The following is a 16,256-nucleotide window of genomic DNA, read 5'->3' on the forward strand; positions in this document are numbered from 1 at the left end:
GGGCTGCAAAAACTGAGCAGAAACGTCTCGGCGTCCAGCTCGGGGGGTGATCAGTTCTTGGAGACCGAGGGGGTTCGGGTGCGGGGAGCACCTGAGGTCTTGGTGGGTTGCCGGGGAAGTCGAGGGGGCCAGCCGGACAGGTAAGTCCGTTGCGGTCAGGGCGAGTTGCTCGCCGAGCGTTGAACTGGGCATGCCATGCGCGGAGGGCGGTGCCCTCCGGGGGAGGAACGGCGCGGCCGTGGGGCGGGGGCCCCGCGAGGGGAGAAACGTTGCGGGAGGCGGGGGCCTTCCGGTGGGGGGAGGAACGGTGTCTGACAACCACGTCATATCACTGGGGACCGGGGGGGCTCTGTGCGGGAGGGGGGAATAGTCAGCCCCCTTCCGTCGGCGCACGAGCGTCTGACGGACGGGGCGATCGGCCGGCCGGCGAACGACTGGGAGCAGCGGTACCGCCGTACCGTGGTCACCACCGACACCGTGACCACCGCCATCGTGGTAGCGGCGATCGGCGAGTTCTTCGGGTCCCGTGACGCGGCCAACTGGCATGAGAAATGGGGCATACTCGCCTTCTGCACCGAGCTGCTGGTGCTGGGAGCGTTCGGGGTGAGCCGGGCCTGGGCGCCGGCCGTGCTCGGCCAGGGTGCCGAGGAGTTCCGCCGGCTGGGGCGTTCGCTGTTCGCGGCGACCGTGGTGCTGGCGCTCGGCGGGATCGCCCTCACCTCGCGCAACATCAAGCTCTGGATCTTCGTCGCGATCCCCGCGATCGCGCTCGTCACCATGAGCGCGCGGTACCTGCTCCGCCTCGGGCTGCACAAACAGCGCAAGGAAGGGCGGTGTCTGAGACCGGTGCTCGCTGCCGGGAGCCCGGCCACCGTGCGCGACCTGATCAGCCGCACCCGTAAGTTCCCGCACCTCGGTTGGCGGGTGGACGGGGTGTGCACGACGGACGGACGCGGGCTCGACGGCGACGACGAACTGGACGGAGTGCCGGTACTCGGCCAGTTGACGGACGTCGCCAAGTACGTGGAGAACGACGGCTATCGCGTCGTCGCGATCACACCGGACCCGTACTGGACACCGAACCGGCTCCAGCGGCTGGCCTGGAACCTCGAAGGCAGCGACGCCGAGATGATCGTGGCCCCGGTGCTGATGGAGGTGGCCGGTCCGCGGCTGCACGTCGACGCCGTGCTCGGGATCCCGCTGCTGCGGGTCAGCATGCCGACGTTCACCGGGGGGCGCCGGGCCATCAAGGCGGTCGCCGACCGGCTGGGCTCGGCGTTCCTGCTGGTCCTGTTCGCGCCGCTGATGCTCCTCATCGGACTGCTCGTGGTGACGGACAGCCCCGGCGGGGCGTTCTACCGCCAGCGCAGGGTCGGCAAGGACGGCCGCGAGTTCACCATCCTCAAGTTCCGCACCATGGTCGCAGGGGCTCACCGGGCACGCGCCGAGCTGGCCGACCGCAACGAGGGCGCGGGGCTGCTGTTCAAGATGCGCCGCGATCCGCGGGTGACCCGGGTGGGAACCGTGCTGCGCCGGTACTCGCTCGACGAACTCCCGCAGCTTTTCAACGTACTCACCGGATCGATGTCGCTCGTCGGTCCGCGCCCTCCGCTGCCGGAGGAGTCCGCCGCGTACGGCCCGGACATCCGGCGGCGACTGCTGGTCAAGCCCGGCCTCACCGGCCTGTGGCAGATCAGCGGACGCAGCGACCTGCCGTGGGAGGAGGCTGTCCGCCTCGACCTGCGGTACGTGGAGGACTGGTCGCTCGCCCTGGACGCGGTGATCTTGTGGAAGACGCTGCGCGCGGTGCTCTACGGCCAGGGGGCCTACTGATGCGCGGGGGGCGCCGCCCGGACGGCGGGCAGACCGCAGGCCACAAGGGCCTGCCTGGGGGGAGGAACGGGTCATGAGAATCAGCGTGTTCGGGCTCGGCTACGTGGGCTGTGTGTCAGCCGCGTGCCTGGCCGCCATGGGGCACGAGGTCATCGGCGTGGACGTCAACCAGGTGAAGGTCGACCTGGTCAACGACGGCAAGGCCCCGGTGGTCGAGGAACGGATCGGCGAACTCACCGCCGACGTCGTGCGGACCGGAGCGCTCCGTGCCACCACCGACGTCCGTGAGGCGATCATGGGCAGCGAGGTGTCGCTGATCTGCGTGGGCACCCCGTCGGAGCCCAACGGCAGCCTGTGCACCACGTACCTGGAGCGGGTCACCGAGGAGATCGGCGCCGCGCTGGCGGAGCGGGGCGGGCGGCACACCGTGGTGTACCGCAGCACCATGCTCCCGGGCACCTGCCTCAACCTCCTGGTACCGATCCTGGAGAAGAACATCGGCGGCACCGCGGGCGTGGACGTCGGGGTCGCGGTCAACCCGGAGTTCCTGCGCGAGGGCACCAGCGTGCGGGACTTCTTCGACCCGCCCAAAACGGTCATCGGCGAGCTCGACCCCGCCAGCGGCGACGTGGTGGCGGCGCTGTACGAGAGCCTGCCCGGCGAGGTGTTCCGGGTGCCGGTCCCGACGGCCGAGGCGATCAAGTACGCGGACAACGCGTTCCACGGCCTCAAGATCGGCTTCGCGAACGAGCTGGGCGCGGTGTGCCAGGCACTCGGGGTGGACTCGCACCAGGTGATCGACGTGTTCCTGGCCGACCGCAAGCTGAACATCAGCCCCGCCTACCTGCGGCCCGGCTTCGCCTTCGGCGGCTCCTGCCTGCCCAAGGACCTGCGCAGCCTGGTCCACGCGGCGCAGCGGGCCGACGTCTCGGTGCCGATCCTCTCCCACGTGCTGCCGTCCAACTCCGACCATCTGCAGCGGGCGGTGGACCTGGTGGAGCGCACCGGCAAGCGGAAGGTGGGCCTGTTCGGGCTGTCCTTCAAGCCCGGCACCGACGACCTCCGCGAGAGCCCGCTCGTCGAACTGGCGGAGCGGCTCCACGGCAAGGGGTACGACCTGCGGATCCACGACGCCAACGTGAGCCTCTCCCGGCTGATGGGCGCGAACCGCGAGTACATCGAGACCCGGCTGCCGCACCTCGCGCAACTCCTCGCGGACTCCGTCGAGGAGGTGCTCGACCATGCCGAGGTGTGCCTGGTCGGGACCAAGGACCCGGCCGTCCTCGCGGCCCTGCCGCACGGCGGCGGCCCGGTGATAGTCGACCTCATCCGCCTTCCCGACGCCGAGACGCGCCGGACCGAACCGGGATACATGGGCCTTGCTTGGTGACGAAGTCAGCGGCGACGGCACAGGCCGACGCGCGCTGATCCTGGTGGAGAACCTGTCCGTGCCGTTCGACCGGCGCGTGTGGCAGGAGTGCACGACGCTGCGCGACGCGGGCTGGGAAGTGCACGTCATCTGTCCGCGGGGGGAGAAGCGGGACACGGAGCCGGAGGCGGTGATCGATGGGGTGCGGATCCACCGCTACCCGTTGCGTGCCGCCACCGGCGGTCCGGCCGGCTATCTGCAGGAGTACGGATCGGCGCTCTGGCACACGGCCCGGCTCGCCCGCAAGGTCGGCCCGGTCCACGTGGTGCACGCCTGCAACCCGCCCGACCTGCTGTTCCTGTCGGCCCGTTGGCTGCGGCGGCGCGGCGCGCGGTTCGTCTTCGACCAGCACGACCTGGTGCCGGAGCTGTACCTCTCCCGCTTCGACCGCGGCAAGGACCTGCTCTACCGCGCCGTGTGCGCGGTGGAGCGGCGGACCTACCGGGCCGCGGACGTGGTGCTCGCCACGAACGAGAGCTACAAGGACGTCGCGGTGAGCCGGGGCGGCAAGCGGCCCGAGGACGTCTTCGTGGTGCGCAGCGCCCCCCAGGTCGAGCGGTTCCAACCGGTGCCGCCCGAGCCGGAGTTGAAGCGCGGCAAGTCTCATCTCCTGTGCTACCTGGGCGTCATGGGTCCGCAGGACGGCGTCGACTACGCCCTGCGCGCCCTCGCCAGGCTGCGCGACGACTTCGGGCGGACCGACTGGCACGCGGTGTTCGTCGGCTCCGGTGACGCCTTCGACGCGATGGTGGAGCTGTCCGGGCAGCTCGGGCTCGGCGAGCAGGTGCAGTTCACCGGGCGCATCCCGGACGCCGACCTGCTGCGCTACCTGTCCACCGCGGACGTGTGCCTCTCTCCCGACCCGCGCAATCCGCTCAACGACGTGTCGACCATGAACAAGGTCCTGGAGTACATGGCGATGGGCCGCCCGATCGTCTCGTTCGACCTGAAGGAGGCGCGCGTCTCCGCCGGTGACGCCGCCGTCTACGCGCCGGCCAACGACGAGGCCCGGTTCGCCGAGCTCATCACGGTGCTGCTGGACGATCCGGACCAGCGGGCCCGGATGGGCAAGATCGGCCAGGAGCGAATAGGCGGGCAGCTTTCCTGGCGCAACTCGCAGGCGTCGCTGCTCGCCGCCTATGCCGCCGCATGCCGGGGCCGCGACGCGGTCCCGGGGAGCGGTCCGGTGCGCACAAGGAAGAAGAGGCAGCGCAGTTGAACGAAGACACCATCCGCCTCGTCACGATCGGGCGGATACTCCGACGGCGGTGGCGGCTCCTGGCCGTCCTCGCCGTGGTGGGCGCACTGTTTGGTTACGGCACCTCGGTGCTCCTGTTCCCGCCGCGATACACCGCCTCGGCACCGGTACTGCTGCCGGGGGTGTGGGAGGAGCGAGAGCTCCTCACCCAGGTCGACATCGCCACCAGTCTGACCGTGGTCGACCGTACGGCCGACGCGCTGCACTGGTCCGACGTCAGCCGCTCCGAGCTGCGGGACCGCGTGAGCGCCACGGCCGCGGACGGGAACATCATCACGATCTCGGGTACGGCCGACACCCCGGAGCGCGCGCAGCGGCTCGCCGACGGGGTGGCCCAGCAGTTCGTGCAGTTCGCCGCGGAGGTCGCGGGCAGCGGCACCGACGCCTCGGTGGTCACCCAGACCGAGGCGCTGCGCAAGCAGGTGGCGGAGACCAACCGGCGCATCTCCGAGCTGGCCAGGGCCGCCGATCCGGGACAGACCGTGGAGAGCGTCCAGTCCCGCACGGCGCTCGAGAACCTGCGCACCTCGCTGGAGGCGGCCATGAAGAAGCTGGCGGAGGCCGACCCGTCGACCAACAAGTCGGGCATGGTCGTCATGGGGCAGGCCGCCCGGCCCACCGGGGAGACGCCGCCGACGAGGATCCAGCTCACGGTGGGCGGGGCGCTGGTGTTCTTCCTGCTCGCGATCGTCGGCCATCTCGTGGCCGCACGCATGAACCGTCGGCTGCGCACCGAACCGGAGATCGCCGCGGCACTGGGCTCGACGCCGCTGGGAGCCGTGGACGTGCCCGGTGAATGGCCCGCGCAGGGGCCGGGAGGCGTGGGCCGGCTGCCCAGGATCCGTCGCCTCCTCGGCGCCGACACCCGATGGGACGCGCCGGCCCTGCAGAAGTCCGGCGACGAGGCCGGCCGACGGCTCCGTTACCGGCGGGTGTGCGCCCGCCTCCGGGAGCAACTGCCCAGTCCCCGGCGGCTGCTCGTCGTCGTACCGGACGGCGACGACATCGCCCGCCGGGCCGCCGGGCAGCTCCTCGCCGAGGCCAAGAACGATCCGCTGCTCCGGGTGGTGGAGGTGTCGGTGGACCGGCCGATCGTGCCGGACCGGGAGACGGAGAACGGTGCCGTGGTGGTTCTCAGCGCGAACAGATGGACCGCGGAGGAGCTCGCCGGCCTCGCCGAGGCGTGCGCGGACGGCCGGCACGAGGTCGTCGGCGTCGTCGTCGCGGGCCCGGTCGAGGCCCGGCCCACGCGTTCCGCCGCCGACACGCCGGACGACGCCACTCTCACGTTCGCGGTTCCCGGCCGCGCGACGGGAGGACGGGCGTGACGACGAACACGACTGCACCGGAGACGGCCGCCACCCCGCTCATCGACCTCCAGGCGCTGGTGGTCGCGGTGCGCAGGCGCCGCCGCCTGTGGTGCGCCATGGCGGTCCTGGGCCTCCTGGCCGGCGCGGCCGTGGCGGTCCTGATGCCGCCGCCGCCGAGCGCGACGACCAAGGTCCTGGTCGCCCACGCGGAGGACCAGCCGAACGACACCGGAACGCTGATCCGCACCGACGTCGCGCTGCTGCAGACCACGCGGATCGCCGACGCGGCCCTGAAGTCCCTCGGGTCCCCGGAGAAACCGGAGGACTTCATGAAGGACTACCGGGGCACCGGCCTGACCAACAACCTGCTGCAGATCGAGGTGACCGGCGACGACGACGCACAGGCGGTGGCCCGGGCCAAGGCGCTGGCCGACGCGTTCGTCGCGGACCACGTGCAGCGGATGAAGGCGACCGCGCGGGCCGAGTCCAAGGCCCTGCTCGACCAGCGTGACCGCACACGCGACGAACTCGCCACCGTCAACAAGCAGATCAACGACACCGCCACGGCCGGCGACACGACGGGCGCGGCGACCATCGAGTCGCTCTACGCCCGCCGGGCCGAACTCAACTCGCGGATCGCCGACTTCGACCAGCGCGCCGCCGACGCCCGCACCGGCACGCCCGCGGTCGTCGCCGGCACCCAGATCGTGGACGCCCCGAGCGCGGTACGGCACTCCCTGCCCAAGGCCGCCGCCACCGACGCCGTGATCGGGCTCGTCCTCGGGCTCTTCCTCGGGCTCGCGCTGTCCGCGGTCGGCGTGGTGGTCACGGACCGCCCCGTACTGCGCCGGGACATCGCGGCCAACCTGGGCGCCTCGGTCGTCTCGGAGCTGCCCCGCCGGTCGGGCAGGCCGTGGCAGCGCCGACGGAACCGGCTGGCACGCGAACGGCTCACCACGTCCCTGGCCCGCACCGCGCGGGGTTCCACGGAAGGGCTGTCGCTGCTGGAGCTGGGCTGTGCGCGCGGTACGAGCACGATCGCCCTGGACGTCGCCAGGGCACTGGCGACCGACGGGCCCGTGGTCGTCGTCGACGGTCTGCCGGGCGCGGAGCTCTCCGCCCGCCGCCCGCAGCCGGGGGACCCCGAGGTGGTCAGCGGCCGCCAGGCCACGACCGTGCCGGACCAGGGGCGCCTGCTCGGCGTCGGCTCGGTGGCACCCGGCACCGCGTGGACCGACCTCCAGTACCTCGGTACCCGGACCGTGCTCGTCGTGCGTGCCGGGCACGGCAGTGCCGCGTGGCTGCACACCGTGGCGCGGCAACTCGCGGACCAGCGCATCGCGGTGATCGGTGTGGTGCTGATCGACCCCGATCCGCGGGACCGGACCGACGGCACGCTCTGGGACGGGCTGCACGTCGCGCTGCGGGGGCACAGCGAGCGGACGGCCCGGCAGAACGGCGGGGGTACCTCCCACGCCGTTCAGGCAGTGGGGGACGGCCAGGTGAGGACGGAGCGACAGCCGATGTGGGCCGCACGAGTCCCGGACAGCGACCAGGAGGTGCGGTAGGACATGTGTGGCATCGCAGGGACGTACCGATGGCCGGACGGCAAGATCGTGACCGACCGGCTCACCGACACCCTGGCCCACCGCGGCCCGGACGGGGCGGGCCGCTACGGCCACCCCGTCGGTGACGGCGAGGTGCAGCTCGGGCACCGGCGGCTGTCCATCATCGACCTGTCCGACACCGGCGCCCAGCCGATGGCCAAGGACGGCCTCGCTCTGACGTACAACGGCGAGCTGTACAACGCGCCCGAGCTGCGGGCCGAGTTGGAGGCCGCCGGGGTGCGCTTTCGCGGTACCTCCGACACCGAGGTGCTCCTGGAGGCGTGGCGGCGCTGGGGCACGGACTGTCTGCCCCGGCTGCGCGGCATGTTCGCGTTCGGCGTCTTCGACGAGCGCACCGGTGAACTGGTACTGGTCCGCGACCAGTTGGGCATCAAGCCGCTGTTCGTGCTCCGGCGCGGCGAGGGCCTGATGTTCGCCTCCGAGCTCAAGGCGCTCGCCGCCGCCACCGGCGGCGGGCTGGAGGTGGACCACGCGGCGCTCGTGGCCTCGCTGCTCTACTACTGGGTGCCGGACTCACGCTGCGCGTTCCGCGAGGCGGAGAAGCTGCCGCCGGGGAGCTGGCTGCGGTGCCGGCCCGACGGCCGGGTGGAGCGCGGCCGGTTCTGGAACCTGAAGGACGTCGCCGCCGAGGGCCAGGAACGGGCCCGGGCCGGTGAACGGCCGGATCTGGCAGCCGTCGTCGAGGAGTCGACCCGGCAGCACCTGCTCTCCGACGTACCCGTGGCGACCTTCCTGTCCGGCGGCCTCGACTCGAGCTGGCTGACCGCCCTCGCCGCCCGCCACCAGCCGGGCATCTCCGCCTACACGATCGGGTTCCGCGCCGAGGACGCCAGGTTCGAGGCCATGCCCGACGACCTGCGCTACGCCCGGCAGGTCGCCGAGCGGTTCGGCGTCGACCTCCACGAGATCGAGATCGCCCCGAACGTGCTCGACCTGCTGCCGCAGATGACGTACCACCTGGACGAGCCGATCGGCGACCCCGCCGCGATCAACACCTTCCTGATCTGCCAGGCCGCCCGGGAGGCCGGGGTCAAGGTGATGCTCTCGGGGATGGGCGCCGACGAGCTGTTCGCCGGGTACCGCAAGCACCTGGCCAACCTGCTCGCCCTGCGCTACCAGCGCGTCCCGCGGCCCCTGCGGCGCGGACTGTCCGCGGCCGTGGGCCGGCTGCCGGTCGCCACGTCCCGCCGGGGCCTCAGGTCGGTCCGCTTCGCCAAGCGGTTCCTGTCCTTCGCCGACCTGCCGGAGGAGACCGCGTTCCGGCGCAGCTACACCATGTACGACCAGGACGACCTGCTCGCCCTGATCGATCCCGACCTGGCCGGGACGGTCGACGACGTGGTGACCGAGCACGCCGACGTCTACCAGGACAACGACCTCGACGACTTCGTCAACCGGATGTGCCTGGCGGACGCCCGGATGTTCCTGCCGGGCCTGAACCTGGCCTACACGGACCGGTCGAGCATGGCCGCGTCGACCGAGGTGCGGGTGCCGTACGTGGACGTCGAGGTGGTCAAGGCGGCGTTCACCGTGCCCGGCGACCGCAAGATCGCCGGACGGCAGGGCAAGGCCGTCCTCAAGGAGGCGGCCACCTCGATCCTGCCCAGGGAGATCGTCTACCGGCCCAAGGGCCTGTTCAGCGCCCCGCTGCGGGCCTGGATGAGCCGGGATCTGGCACCGCTGGTGCGCGAGGTGGTCAACGACGGCGAGCTCGTCCGCTCCGGGTTCCTGCGCCGCGACGCGTTGCAGCGGATGGTCGCCGAGGACGCCGCCGGACAGCAGGACTTCTCCAAGCATCTGTGGCATGTGCTGACCCTCGAGTACTGGTATCGCGACGCGACCTCGTCCGGCCAGAGCACTCGGCAAACGGCTTAGGAATCAGGGGACTTCGGTGAAACAGGTCGTACAGAACTACAAGAGCGGCGAGCTGGCGGTGCTCGACGTGCCGGTGCCGGGGTGCAAGCCGGGCGGTGTGCTGGTCCGCAGTGCGTTCTCGCTGATCTCCACGGGCACCGAGATGATGAAGGTGTCCGAGGCCGGCATGTCGATGCTGGGCAAGGCCCGCTCCCGCCCCGACCAGGTCGCCAAGGTCATGCAGAGCGTGGCCACCAACGGGGTGCCCGCCACGTACCGCAAGGTGATGGGCAAGCTGGACTCCTACACACCGCTCGGCTACTCGCTCTGCGGGGTGGTCGAGGAGGTCGGCGCCGGGATCGACGACGTGAAGGTCGGCGACCTCGTGGCCTGCGCCGGCAACGAGCACGCGCTGCACGCCGAGCTGAACTGGGTGCCGAAGAACCTCTACGCCCCGGTGCCGGACGGCCTCGCACCGCGGCACGCGGCCTTCGGCACCGTCGGGTCGATCGCGATGCAGGGCGTCCGCCAGGGCGAGCCGCAGCTCGGCGAGGTGGCGCTGGTCATCGGCCTCGGGCTGATCGGGCAGTTGGTGGTGCAGCTCCTGGCCGCCGCGGGAGTCCGCGTCGTCGGCGCCGACCCCGACCCGGCGCGCTGCGAACTAGCCGAGAGCCTGGGCGCCGCGGCGGCCGGTGACCCCGGATCCGCGGCCGTGGAGACCGCCGTCGCCGAACTCACCGACGGCCATGGCGTCGACCAGGTGTACCTGGCCGCCGGCGGCGGCAGCAACCAGCCCGTCGAGCTGGCCGCCCGGCTCTGCCGGGACCGCGGCCGGGTCGTCGACATCGGCAAGTGCCGCCTGGACCTGCCGTGGAACGCGTACTACGAGAAGGAACTCGACGTCCGCTTCTCCCGCAGCTACGGCCCCGGGCGCTACGACCCGTCGTACGAGCTGGAGGGGCGTGACTACCCCATCGGCTACGTGCGCTGGACCGAGCGCCGCAACCTGGCCTGCTTCCTGGACCTCATGGCCCGCGGCCGTGTCGACGTGGAGCCCCTGATCTCCCACGTCGCCGACTTCGACGACGCCGTCGAGACCTACCAGCGCCTCAAGGACGGCGAGCTGAAGGCCATCACCGCGCTGTTCCGGTACCCCGAGCAGGACGCCCAGGAGACCGAGGCCCCGTCGGTGGCGGTGCCCGCCGTGCAGGTGAAGCCGAGCTCCGTCCGGGCCGCCAGGAGCCCGGTCCGTCTCGCCTTCGTCGGCGCCGGCAACTACGCGACGTCGATGCTGCTGCCGCACCTCGCCCGGCGCGAGGGCGTGGAGCTGTCGACCGTCGTCACCACGACGTCGCTGTCCGGGGCCAACGCGCAGCGCAAGTTCGGCTTCAAGGAGGCGACCACCGACCTCGACGCCGTCCTCGGCGACACGTCCGTCGACGCGGTGTTCGTGGTCACCCGGCACAGCTCGCACGCCGAACTGACCCGGCAGGCACTGCTGGCCGGCAAGACCGTGTTCGTGGAGAAGCCCCTCGCGCTCACCGAGGACGAACTGGCCGGGGTGCTCGCGGCGGTGGAGGAGTCCGGCAACGACCGGCTCCAGGTGGGCTTCAACCGCCGCTTCGCTCCGCTGCTCCAGGAGGCCAGGCAGCACTTCGGCGCCCGCAGCGGCCCGGCCAACCTCCGCTACCTGGTCAACGCGGGCCGCCTCACGCAGGGCAGTTGGTACCTCCAGCAGGGCACCGAGGGCTCGCGGTTCGCCGGCGAGGGCGGCCACTTCATCGACACCGCGAGCTGGCTGCTCGACGCCGACCCGGTCTCGGTGTACGCGACCGCCACGTCCGGCAACGAGGACCTCCAGGTCGTGCTCCGCTACCCGGACGGGTCCACCGCCACCATCAGCTACGTCACCACCGGCCCGTCCGGCTTCCCCAAGGAGACGCTGGACCTGGTCGCGGACGGCCGCGCGCTGCGCCTCGACGACTTCGTGCGCGCCTCGGTCTACGGCCGCAAGAAGTGGGTCAGTTCGAGGCTGCCCAAGGCGCGCGACAAGGGCCAGAACGCCGAACTGGCCGCGTTCGTCAAGGCGGTCCGGACCGGCGGGCCGATGCCGGTGCCGCTGGAGTCGCTGGTCGCCACCACGGCGGCCACCCTCGCCGTGCAGACCGGCCTGGCCGGTGGTGTGCCGGTGACGTTGGCGAGGTCCAAGTGACCATGAGCGTGGGCTGGTACCTCCGGCGGCTGTCCCGGATGGGGCCGCGGGAGATCGCCGGCCGAGTGAGTGACACGGTGCGCAGACGGCGCTGGCGGGCGGAGCCGCCCGACTGCCCGAGCGTGACCGGCGCCCGGTTCACCGCCGTGCTGCCCGCCGGGACGGTCGCCGCCGTACCCGCCGACGCGGCGAAACGTCTCGTCGCCGAGGCGGACCGGCTGATGGACGGGCACGCCGAGTTCTTCGGGGTGGTCCGCGACGACCTGGCCGACCCGGACTGGTGGCGCGACCCGAAGACCGGGCGGCGGGCCCCCTCGGGCTACGCGTTCGACGTGCCGTACCGCAGCGAGGACGCGGTCGGGGACATCAAGCAGATCTGGGAGCCGTCCCGGCACCAGTACCTCACCCAGCTCGCGGCCGCCTACGCGATCACCGGGAACGAGCGGTACGCGGAGCGGGTGGCCGAGCACCTGCGGTCCTGGTGGTCGGCCAACCCGCCGCTGCGCGGCGTCCACTGGATCAGCGGCATCGAGCTGGGCATCCGGCTGCTGTCCTGGGTGTGGGTCCGCCGGCTGCTCGACGGCTGGCCGGGCGCGGCCGACCTGTTCGAGGACAACCCGGTGGCGCGCCACCAGATCTGGCACCACCAGCGCTGGCTCGCCGCCTTCCCCAGCCGGGGCTCCTCGGCGAACAACCACGTCATCGCCGAGGACGCCGGACAGTTGGCCGCGGCCTGCGCGTTCGACTGGTTCCCCGAGTCGGCGCGCTGGCGGGCCGGCGCGCTGCGTTCGCTGGAGCGGCAACTGCGCGGCAACACCTACCTCTCCGGGCTCAACCGCGAGCTGGCCACCGAGTACCACGGACTGGTCCTGGAGCTCGGCCTGGCCGCGGTGGCCGAGGCGGACGCAGCAGGCGTGCAGGTCCCCGCGACCGTCCGTCTCGTGCTGCTGCGCATGACCGACGCGCTCGCGGCCGTCGTGGACAACCGGCTCCGGCCGCCGCGTCAGGGGGACGCGGACGACGGGCACGGTCTGATCGTGGACGGCGCGGGCACCGACCGCTGGGCCTCGCTGCTGGCCACCGGGGAGGCCGTGTTCGGCCGGCTCGACTGGTGGCCGGAGGTGACCGCCACCGATGTGCGCACCCCGCTGCTGGCCGCGCTCGTCAAGTCCACCGAACCGTCCGTGAGCCGCCCGGCGAGCCGGCCCGCCCACTTCGCCGACGCCGGCATGACGATCCTGCGCGGCCCGGAGGAGATCTGGTGCCGCTGCGACGGAGGCCCGCACGGCTTCCTGTCCATCGCCGCGCACGCCCACGCGGACGCGCTGTCCGTGGAGGTCCGGCACGACGGGGTCGACGTGCTCGCCGACCCGGGGACGTACTGCTACCACGGGCAGCCCGAGTGGCGGCAGTACTTCCGGTCGACCCTCGGCCACAACACCCTGCAACTGGACGGCGCCGACCAGTCCGTCTCGGGCGGACCGTTCCTGTGGACCCGGCACGCCGAGAGCCGTGTCCTGGTCGCGGACCCGTCCGGCGACGTGGCCCGTTGGTCCGCCGAGCACGACGGCTACGAGGGCTCCGTGCACCGCCGCCGGGTGGAACTGACCGCTGAAAGCAGCGAGTTGAGGCTGGTCGACGAGGTGAGCGGCCCGCGCCGGACCGTGCGACTGGCGTTCCACCTCGGCCCGGCCATCACCGCCGACCTGGTCGGGAACCGGGCGGAGCTCACCTGGACCCGCGACGGCGAGGACCGCTCCGCGCTCCTCGACCTGCCCGAGGGGCTGTCCTGGCAGGCGCACCGCGGCGAGAGCGAGCCGCCGCTGGGCTGGTACTCCTCCGGATTCGGGCGCAAGGAACCCGCCACCACCCTGATCGGCACCGGCACCACCGGCACCACCGACAGCGCGGAGCGTTTCACCACCGTGCTCAGGTTCCGCGGCCAGGAGGGCGCGTGGGGAGCATGAGGCGGCCCTGGGCGCTGGCGGTGGCACTGCTGGCGCCGGCCCTGCTGGCGACGGCCGGCTGTGACAGCGCCACGCCGGCAGCCGACGGCAAGCCGACCGCCGTGCCGACCACGTCCGGCGCCCGGTCCGAGTCCCTGGCCCGGGTGTGCGCCAAGCCCGCGGCCGGACCGACCGAGGCACCGGCGGGTGCGGTGACGGTCGACCCCGCGAAGGTCGGCGACCTGGCGGCCAAGACCAAGAGCAACCCCCCGAACACCACGTTCTGGCTGCGGCCGGGCAGGCACCGGCTCGACCCGGACCGCTTCGCGCAGGTCGTCCCCAAGACGGGGGACCGCTACCTCGGTGCACCGGGCGCGGTGCTCGACGGCGGGAAGAAGAACCAGTACGCGTTCAGCGGCAGCGCCAGTGGCGTCACCATCCGCTACCTGACCGTGCAGCGTTTCGCGGCGCCGTCCGACGAGGGCGTGGTCAACCACGACTCGGCCGACGGATGGGTGATCGAGGACTCCACGATCCAGGACAACGACGGTGCCGGGCTGATGGCCGGGGCCCGCCAGCAGGTCCGCGCCAACTGCCTGCGCAACAACGGCCAGTACGGCATGAACGCGTACAAGGGCAAGGGCCGTATCACCGGCCTGGTGGTCCAGGGCAACGAGATCGTGGGCAACAACACCGGCGACTGGGAGCGGCGCAAGCCGGGCTGCGGCTGCACCGGAGGCATCAAGTTCTGGGCCGTCGACGGCGCCGACGTCCGCGGGAACTGGGTGCACGACAACCGGGGGACCGGGTTGTGGGCGGACACCAACAACAACGACTTCCTCGTCGAGAACAACGTGATCGAGGCCAACGACGGTGCCGCGCTGATCTACGAGATCAGCTACAACGCGATCATCCGGAACAACACGATCCGGCGGAACAACTGGGTCGAGGGACGCAAGGCGGCCGACAACGGCGACAGCTTCCCGTTCGCGACCGTCTACCTGTCCGAGTCGGGCGGGGAACCGCGGGTCAGGGCCCGCACCGACAAGATCGAGATCTATCGGAACGTGCTGGAGAACAACTGGTCCGGGATCACCCTGTGGGAGAACGCCGACCGGTTCTGCAACAGCCCGGCCAACACCTCGTCCGGTGACTGCACGCTGCTGGTGCAGAAGACCCGGAGCTGCGCGAAGCCGGCGATCGCCAAGGCGCCGCTCTACGCCGACTGCCGGTGGAAGACCCAGCGGGTGGACATCCACGACAACCGCTTCGTGCTGGACACGTCCGTCGTCAAGTGCACGACGAAGTGCGACCGGATGGCGGTGCTGTCCAACTACGGCACCTATCCGGACTGGTCGCCGTACAAGGGCGAGAAGGTGGCCGACGCGATCACGTACAAGCAGCACAACCGCTGGCACGACAACGTCTACGTCGGGCCGTGGAAGTTCGTCGTCCACGACCCGAGCAGGACGCTCGAGTTCGCGAGCTGGCAGGGCATGCCGAACGAGCAGGACGCCGGGAGCACCCTCGTCGAACGGACCGGTGGTTGAGATGCGGACAGAGCGCACACCGAGGATCGTCGGCGTGGTCTGGGGGCTGCTGGTCCTCAACACGCTCGGCTCCGCCGGGGCGAAGACCATCGTCCCGCTGCCCCGCTCCCTCATCCAGATGGTCACCATGGGCGCGCTGGTCGCCGCGTTCGCGCTGGCGCTCGTGATCAACGCCCGGTTGCGCATCCGGGCCGGCGCGTACGTGTTCCTGCTCACCCTGCTGCTGGTGACGAGCGTGATCTCCAGCGCCCACCTGGAGTCCGGGTTCGGCGCGCTGTTCCGCTGCTTCCGGCTGATGCTCTTCGTGGGCACGCTGTGGCTGCTCAGCCGCTGGTGGGACGGCAGCCTGACGTTCGTACGGCACCACATCCGGATGTACTACGCGGTGCTCGGGTCGGTGGCCCTCGGCCTGGTCGTCTCTCCGGGCATGGCCCTGCCCGAGCTCTACGGCGGGCGGCTGGTCGGCGCGCTGTGGCCGCTCACCCCGCCGCAGATCGGCCAGTACGCCGCGGTGATCATCGGGCTCACCGTGCTGCTCCTCCTGGGCCGCCGGACCGACAGGACCAGTGCGGCGGTGGTCATCGTGCCGTCACTCGTCCTGCTCGCCCTGACCCACACCCGTACCGCCACGCTCGGCCTGCTCATCGGGCTGGTGCTGGCGATCGGCTCGCTCCTGCTCACCAGCGCCGCGGCCCGCCGCTTCTTCGCCTGGGCGGTGGTGTGCGCCACGGTCGCCGCGGTGGGGTTCGCGTCCGCGCTGCAGGCGTGGTTCCTGCGCGGACAGACCAAGGACAACTTCTCCAGCCTCACCGGTCGTGCGAAGGTCTGGGACGCCCTGCTGGCCGCGCCCCGGTCGACCGCGGAGAAGTGGTTCGGCGTGGGCCTGGGCGACAAGTCGTTCGGCGGACTGCCGATCGACAATAGCTGGCTGGCCGTCTACAACGAGCAGGGCCTGATCGGCGTCGCCATCGTCGCGGTGCTCATCGTCGTGCTGGGCGGCGTCGCACTGCTGCGGCCACCGTCGCTGCAGCGGGCCTGCGCGATCTTCCTGATCAGCTACTGCGCGATCGCGTCGTACACCGAGGCCGGTCTCGGCGACGCCTCGCCGTACCTGCTGCATCTGGCCGTGGCCGCCGCGCTGTTGGTGGCACCGGCCGAGGCCACCCCGCTCGCGGCGCCCGTCGTCCCGCGACGGCACATCCCGCGCTGGGCCCAGAGATCGGAGGTGAGGTGAGC

At 71.8% G+C, this 16,256-nt stretch carries 10 protein-coding genes; all 10 read left to right on the top strand.

Annotated features, from left to right (window positions below; all coding sequences use genetic code 11):
- Positions 1 to 351 precede the first annotated feature (351 nt).
- The 10 genes from ACZ66S_RS11295 to ACZ66S_RS11340 all read left to right on the top strand — a co-directional run bounded on the left by ACZ66S_RS11295 (position 352) and on the right by ACZ66S_RS11340 (position 16,254).
- Positions 352 to 1,833, top strand: a complete 1,482-nt coding sequence (locus tag ACZ66S_RS11295; RefSeq protein WP_469901245.1) for a sugar transferase — start codon at positions 352 to 354, stop codon at positions 1,831 to 1,833.
- Positions 1,834 to 1,906: 73 nt separating this feature from the next.
- Positions 1,907 to 3,223: a nucleotide sugar dehydrogenase gene (locus ACZ66S_RS11300; RefSeq protein WP_469901246.1), complete on the top strand. Its 1,317-nt coding sequence runs from the start codon at positions 1,907 to 1,909 to the stop codon at positions 3,221 to 3,223.
- The gene (locus ACZ66S_RS11305; RefSeq protein ID WP_469901247.1) at positions 3,213 to 4,481 is read left to right on the top strand and encodes a glycosyltransferase family 4 protein; all 1,269 of its coding nucleotides are present in this window, start codon (positions 3,213 to 3,215) and stop codon (positions 4,479 to 4,481) included. The genes ACZ66S_RS11300 and ACZ66S_RS11305 overlap by 11 nt, the downstream gene beginning before the upstream one ends.
- Entirely contained in the window at positions 4,478 to 5,848 is a 1,371-nt protein-coding gene (locus ACZ66S_RS11310) for a Wzz/FepE/Etk N-terminal domain-containing protein (protein WP_469901248.1), read from the top strand. The genes ACZ66S_RS11305 and ACZ66S_RS11310 overlap by 4 nt, the downstream gene beginning before the upstream one ends.
- Positions 5,845 to 7,398 (top strand): Wzz/FepE/Etk N-terminal domain-containing protein, encoded by a 1,554-nt coding sequence (locus ACZ66S_RS11315; protein ID WP_469901249.1) that lies wholly within the window; start codon positions 5,845 to 5,847, stop codon positions 7,396 to 7,398. Before ACZ66S_RS11310 ends, ACZ66S_RS11315 begins: the two co-directional genes overlap by 4 nt.
- 3 nt (positions 7,399 to 7,401) lie before the next feature.
- Positions 7,402 to 9,333: an asparagine synthase (glutamine-hydrolyzing) gene (gene asnB / locus ACZ66S_RS11320; protein ID WP_469901250.1), complete on the top strand. Its 1,932-nt coding sequence runs from the start codon at positions 7,402 to 7,404 to the stop codon at positions 9,331 to 9,333.
- A gap of 16 nt (positions 9,334 to 9,349) precedes the next feature.
- On the top strand, positions 9,350 to 11,524 hold the full coding sequence (locus tag ACZ66S_RS11325; protein WP_469901251.1) for a bi-domain-containing oxidoreductase: 2,175 nt from the start codon (positions 9,350 to 9,352) through the stop codon (positions 11,522 to 11,524).
- Positions 11,521 to 13,491: a heparinase II/III family protein gene (locus ACZ66S_RS11330; RefSeq protein ID WP_469901252.1), complete on the top strand. Its 1,971-nt coding sequence runs from the start codon at positions 11,521 to 11,523 to the stop codon at positions 13,489 to 13,491. Before ACZ66S_RS11325 ends, ACZ66S_RS11330 begins: the two co-directional genes overlap by 4 nt.
- A complete protein-coding gene (locus ACZ66S_RS11335; protein ID WP_469901724.1) occupies positions 13,488 to 15,020 on the top strand; it encodes a right-handed parallel beta-helix repeat-containing protein in 1,533 nt (510 codons plus the stop codon). The genes ACZ66S_RS11330 and ACZ66S_RS11335 overlap by 4 nt, the downstream gene beginning before the upstream one ends.
- 1 nt (position 15,021) lies before the next feature.
- Entirely contained in the window at positions 15,022 to 16,254 is a 1,233-nt protein-coding gene (locus ACZ66S_RS11340) for an O-antigen ligase domain-containing protein (RefSeq protein ID WP_469901253.1), read from the top strand.
- The last annotated feature ends 2 nt before the right edge of the window (positions 16,255 to 16,256 follow it).

The organism is Streptomyces sp. NPDC107471 (assembly GCF_055582845.1).

Bases quoted from the DNA above. Each gene is read 5' to 3' on its own strand.
- ACZ66S_RS11300 (WP_469901246.1), top strand. From the start codon at position 1,907: ATGAGAATCAGCGTGTTCGGGCTCGGCTACGTGGGCTGTGTGTCAGCC.
- asnB (WP_469901250.1), top strand. From the start codon at position 7,402: ATGTGTGGCATCGCAGGGACGTACCGATGGCCGGACGGCAAGATCGTG.
- ACZ66S_RS11335 (WP_469901724.1), top strand. From the start codon at position 13,488: ATGAGGCGGCCCTGGGCGCTGGCGGTGGCACTGCTGGCGCCGGCCCTG.
- ACZ66S_RS11340 (WP_469901253.1), top strand. From the start codon at position 15,022: ATGCGGACAGAGCGCACACCGAGGATCGTCGGCGTGGTCTGGGGGCTG.